This is a genomic window from Vibrio sp. 10N.222.48.A3 (assembly GCF_041475345.1).
GTDB lineage: Bacteria > Pseudomonadota > Gammaproteobacteria > Enterobacterales > Vibrionaceae > Vibrio > Vibrio tasmaniensis_A.
In genome coordinates this window covers 1-5,593 of record NZ_JBFRVX010000525.1, presented here as the reverse complement: position 1 = coordinate 5,593, position 5,593 = coordinate 1, and the positions used below count along the sequence as shown (strand labels likewise).

The 5,593-nt window shown below is 45.6% G+C and carries 4 protein-coding genes and 1 pseudogene; 4 read left to right on the top strand and 1 reads right to left on the bottom strand.

The features are described 5' to 3' along the window. Positions 1–98 precede the first annotated feature (98 nt). Entirely contained in the window at positions 99–752 is a 654-nt protein-coding gene (gene folE / locus AB4653_RS15240; RefSeq protein ID WP_004731548.1) for a GTP cyclohydrolase I FolE, read from the bottom strand. 216 nt (positions 753–968) lie between these two features. Between folE and moeA the strand changes: the two genes are divergently transcribed. From moeA to AB4653_RS15220, 4 genes and pseudogenes are all read left to right on the top strand, one after another. Next, on the top strand, positions 969–2,204 hold the full coding sequence (gene moeA / locus AB4653_RS15235; RefSeq protein ID WP_009845547.1) for a molybdopterin molybdotransferase MoeA: 1,236 nt from the start codon (positions 969–971) through the stop codon (positions 2,202–2,204). 12 nt (positions 2,205–2,216) lie between these two features. Next, on the top strand, positions 2,217–2,966 hold the full coding sequence (moeB, locus tag AB4653_RS15230; RefSeq protein ID WP_009845548.1) for a molybdopterin-synthase adenylyltransferase MoeB: 750 nt from the start codon (positions 2,217–2,219) through the stop codon (positions 2,964–2,966). Between the two features lie 256 nt (positions 2,967–3,222). After that, complete coding sequence (locus AB4653_RS15225) at positions 3,223–5,358, top strand: LruC domain-containing protein (protein WP_009845549.1); 2,136 nt, start codon at positions 3,223–3,225, stop codon at positions 5,356–5,358. Positions 5,359–5,368: 10 nt separating this feature from the next. Continuing rightward, positions 5,369–5,593, top strand: a pseudogene (locus tag AB4653_RS15220) (hypothetical protein); the annotation flags it as partial.

The window sequence follows — 5,593 nt, the reverse complement described above, 5'->3', positions numbered from 1 at the left end:
GAGGAAGAGTTTAAGAAAATAGTAAATCTGTAGGCTTATGAAGCAACCAATAAAAACGGAGCATAATGCTCCGTTTTTTTATCTGAATAGGTTTAGTTCTAACGCAGGCCGTGTAAGAACTCATGGCGCGTTGCTGGGTTTGATCTAAAAATACCCCCCAGAGCTGTTGTTGTTGTTTCGCTGGTTGCGTCCATTACACCACGAGATTTCACGCAGTAATGAACCGCATCCATGGTTACAGCAACATCATCCGTTTCTAGCAGCGTTTGTAATGCTACAAGGATTTGCTGCGTCATACGTTCTTGAACTTGAGGACGTTGAGCAAAGAAACGAACGATTCGGTTGATCTTCGAAAGACCAATGATCTTACCTTGAGGAATGTAAGCGACTGCGGTTTTACCATCAATGGTGACTAAGTGATGCTCACATGTGCTGGTGACGGTAATGTCTTTTACACGAACCATTTCACGAACACCCATCTTGTTTTCGATCACGGTGATTTTAGGGAAATTGGCGTAATCCAAACCAGAGAAAATCTCATCCACATACATTTTTGCAATGCGTTGTGGTGTTTCTTCCAGACTGTCATCTGCAAGATCAAGTTCAAGGAGAGTTAGAATCTCACGCATATGGTGTTCGATTCGTTCCTTTTTCTCTTCTCGGCTAACCTGGTTAGGACGCATTGGTGTCTCTAATCCGCGGCTTGCTAGCGCATCTTTAACCAACTTCGCTGATTCGCTAAGACCTGACATTGAACTTCCTCTTTTAATACCCCTTCTGGATGGCAAACAAGGATACTCGGAATTTTGATTAAATACACCCATATTTTAAGGGAGGTCATTATTTACGGGGCTTAAACTATGCTAAAGTGGCTGCAATTTCGTTGGCGAACAACCGTGATTTGATAATTATTGAGTCACCATTGCCAACCACTAAATCAAAATAATAACGACCAAAGGATTTCAATCATGGGCTGTTGCGACGCTCCGGGCTTAATGCCAATTGAAGAAGCACTAGATAAGCTGCTATCACCAATCAAACCAATCCAAACGACTTTATCTCTACCTCTTGCTGAAGCATTAGGTTATGTCCTTGCTGAAGATATTCTTTCCCCTATTTTCGTACCTCCTTTTGATAACTCAGCAATGGATGGCTATGCACTGCGCTTAGCAGACCTAGAGAACGGTAAAGTACTACCATTAGCAGGCAAATCTTTTGCAGGCCAACCGTTCGAAGGTGAATGGCCAAGCAACACCTGTATTCGCATTATGACTGGCGCAAAGATCCCTGAGGGTTGTGACGCCGTAATCATGCAAGAAAATACGGCCGAAACTGAGGCTGGTATTGAGATTCAACAAGACGACATCAAGCTAAACAATAACATTCGCCCTACTGGTGATGACATCAAACAAGGTGATATCGTTCTTAGCCGCGGTGAACGTTTAACACCTCGTGACATTCCAATGATTGCTTCGCTGGGTGTGAGCCACGTGACAGTGTTACAGAAGCCTAAAGTCGCGTTCTTTTCTACCGGCGATGAGCTAAAGCCACTAGGTCAACCGCTTGAAGACGGTCAGATCTACGACAGCAACCGCTACGGCATTAAGCCACTAATTGAAGCGTTTGGTTGTGAAGCTATAGACCTAGGCATCACCCCAGATTGCACTGCAACGCTTAAAGAGACGTTCGAGAAAGCACAGCAAATAGCAGACGTGGTTGTGACTTCTGGCGGCGTAAGCGTTGGCGAAGCTGATTACACGAAAGACATTCTTGAAGAACTGGGGCAAATCGGTTTTTGGAAGCTAGCTATCAAACCCGGTAAACCGTTCGCATTTGGTGAGTTGGATAACGCGTGGTTCTGCGGCCTACCGGGTAACCCAGTATCGGCGATGATGACCATGTATGTTTTGGTTCAACCTATGCTTGCTAAATTGGCTGGTCACACAGCGTGGACAGCTCCGGAATCTATTCCTGCTATCACCAAGTCTGCATTCAAAAAAGGCCCAGGCCGTACTGATTACCAGCGTGGCATTTACTCGATTGAAAACGGTCAATTTGTGGTAGAAACAACGGGTAACCAAAGCTCTGGCGCTTTCCGCTCAATGAGTTTAGCAAACTGCTTTGTGGTACTAGAGCGCGAACGCGGCCGTGTTGAAGTCGGTGAAACGGTTCAGATCCAACTGTTTAACTCGACGCTTTACTAACGAGGCTTACTGATGGAAATACTGTCTGACGTAGAGATGCTTCGCTACAACCGTCAAATCATTCTTAAGCAGTTTGATTTTGAAGGCCAAGAAGCACTAAAGCAGAGCTCAATCTTAGTATTAGGGGCTGGAGGCTTAGGTTGTGCCTCCGCTCAATACCTTGCGACTGCGGGCATTGGTAAGCTAACACTGATCGATGATGATATTGTCGAGCTTTCTAACTTGCAACGACAAGTCCTTCACACCGATGCTGACATTGGTAAGAAGAAAGTCAATTCTGCCGCTGAGTCGCTGCAGGTATTGAACCCTCATCTGACAATTGAAACTGTCGACCACAGGCTTGATGACCAAGCTCTTGGCAAGTTGATTGAAACTCACTCGCTTGTTCTCGACGCAAGTGACAACGTAGAAACACGTAATCAGTTGAACCGCTTGTGCTACGCATCGAAAACACCATTAGTTTCTGGTGCTGCTATTCGTATGGAAGGCCAGATCAGCGTATTCACTTATCAAGATACTGACGCACCGTGTTATCAGTGCTTGAGTGCTCTATTCGGCAACGCTGCACTAAGCTGTGTTGAAGCCGGTGTGATGGCACCGGTAGTTGGCATGGTGGGCGCAGCTCAGGCTTTGGAAGCTATCAAAGTTATTGCTAAGTTTGGACAACCAAAGCAAGGCAAACTTTTAATTCTCGATGCCATGTCTCACAGCTGGCGTGAAATGAATTTAATGAAGATGCCTAATTGCTCGGTGTGCGGATAGACTAAGCATATCCCCCCTCTAATCGACAGCCTAAGCCTTGACTAAAAGTCAGGGCTTTTTTAGGTCTCAACATCAGCTTCTCAAATCGATTTATCAATTTGAAATGATCTATAAAATATTAGTTTCATTTGAATTCTCATTTTGAGAATATATTGCACATCTCAGCAGTTTAGAATATAAACAATAAAAATCAACAACTTAAAAGTGGCACGTAACTTGTAAAAGTATCTAGACCTTCTATGACAAGGATGTAGATATGAGAATTACAACGTTAAGTTTGCTATTAAGTGCGCCTTTGGTCGCCAACGCAGCGCCATTCGATACCTGTCCGAGCCAGGCTTACCTATTCCAATCGACACCCGTACAAGTTTGGGGCGTGAACCTAGTGACAGGCTCAACCACCCTGTTAGAAGACGATACGGGCATGAACGCCAATATCAATGGTGTTGGTTTCGACTTTCAAGACAGATATATTTATGGCTATGACACTACCAACAAACGCTTGGTGCGCCTTGGACAGGATTTCCAAGCAGAAGTGATCAATACCAGTGGATTACCAACCGATCACACTTTCTATGTCGGCGATGTCTATGACCATGTGTATTACCTTTACCGTACAGGAAAAGGCTTGTTCACCGTTGATCTATCGCCGTTAGACGCCGACCCAAACGCGACTGTTACAGTTAACAAAATAGCTGGTAGCCCGGCAACCGTAAAACTGACTGATTTCGCTTTCCACCCAAGTGATGGTTCTTTATATGGTATCGATAATAACTCCGGAGGCTTATACAGCTTCAATCCTACAACCGGTGCCGAAACTTACATCGGTGATACTGGTGAGTTAGGTACATTCGGAGCGGGTTATTTTGATGTAAACGGCTATTACTACGTATCTCGAAATCAAGACGGGAAAATCTACCGTATCAATCTGTCTCCAGACAACGCGAGCAATATCGCAGCAGGAATTGTTCCAGCCGTTGAATTTGTATCGAATGGACCTTCTTCCGGCCAAAACGATGGCGCTCGTTGTGCCAACGCCCCAGTTGTTGATGAAGATTCCAACATCGACTTTGGTGATGCGCCAGACAGCTACCTAACCCTACTCGCCAGCAATGGTCCTCGACATGAACTTGATGGTGTGACTTGGTTAGGCACTGATGCACCCGATGCCGACCTTGATGGCTACGTAACTCCACAATCGGATGAAAGTGTTGGCATTGATGACGAGTGGGCAAACGGTGGTATCGGTTTTGTTACGGCGCTTGAAGCCGGGCTTGATTCAAAAGTGGTGATTGAAGCTTCAACAACCGGTTACCTTTCGGCGTGGATTGACTGGAACCAAGATGGCAGCTTCGATGGTGCTAACGAGCAAGTATTTACCGACTACCAACTGGATGCTGGTGAAAACGATCTGTTCCTAAATGTCGATATCAACGCACTAACGGGGACTACTTGGGCTCGCTTCAGATTCAGCCAACAAACCAACCTGAGCTACTTTGGTGGTTCGACATCTGGTGAGGTAGTTGATATTCAAGTTGATGTTCTTAACGACGGCGCTACAGCCCGTTACTTCCCAAGTGCTTCTGGTTACGCAACCTTGGCGTATGAAGATAACTGGCCTTATAAAGCTGATTACGACATGAATGATGCTGTGATTATGTATCGCATTACCGAGATCCTTAAAGATGGAAAAGTCGTTAAATCAACCATCGATGGACGTCTTGCTGCAGTAGGTGCTTCGTACAGAAATGGTTTTGCGGTTCGACTTCCTAATCTAGACCCAAGCTTAGTGAGTAGCGGAAGCTCTTACATGAAGCACAATGGTGTGTTCACTGATTTAGACTTGGAGCAAGGACGTAGCGAGGCAATCTTTGTTATTGCTAACGACCTTACAGAGAAAATCAGTACTAGTTGTACCTTCTACCGCACCATCAGCTCTTGTAAAGAAGATGAGCAATTCGCTTTCCAAATCGGGATTACTTTAGCTGGCGATGGAGTGAGTACTGGCAGTTGGACTGACATGCCTTACGACCCATTTATTTTCGCGACGCCTGGGTATTATCATGGTGAAAACCTACCTCTACATCCAGGGCGCAGCTGGGAGGTGCACTTGCCAGACCAAGATCCAACCGAGGCGTTTGATACCGCTAATCTCTTTGAAGCAGGACTAGGCGTTGATGACAGCAATCCATCAACAGGCAAATATTTCAAAACTGCAGACAACCACCCGTGGGCACTGCTGATTACTTCAGACACGGAATGGCAATGGCCACTGGAATATGTAGATATCGTCACCGCCTATCCAAACTTTGCGAACTTTGCTGAATCCGGCGGTACTCAATCCACCGATTGGTTCCAAACACCTGCCGCTGACCAATGTTACTTGCCTTAGGAGAATGATTATGAATATGCCAATTAAACAGACAGTAACAAACGGTCGCCGGAACTTTAACAATGCTATCTTATCTAGTCTGTCGAATGCTGCACTTAAGAAAAATACGGCTCAGTCGCAGTCAATACGTATTCCATTACTAATCGCATCACTAACGTTGGTAGGGTGTGGTGGCGGAGGCGGCGATGGAGGAGCATCAACTCCTAACCCATCGCCTTCAACACCAGTGACGTCA

Coding starts and splice junctions, on each gene's coding strand:
- folE (WP_004731548.1), bottom strand. CDS start 752: ATGTCAGGTCTTAGCGAATCAGCGAAGTTGGTTAAAGATGCGCTAGCA.
- moeA (WP_009845547.1), top strand. CDS start 969: ATGGGCTGTTGCGACGCTCCGGGCTTAATGCCAATTGAAGAAGCACTA.
- moeB (WP_009845548.1), top strand. CDS start 2,217: ATGGAAATACTGTCTGACGTAGAGATGCTTCGCTACAACCGTCAAATC.
- AB4653_RS15225 (WP_009845549.1), top strand. CDS start 3,223: ATGAGAATTACAACGTTAAGTTTGCTATTAAGTGCGCCTTTGGTCGCC.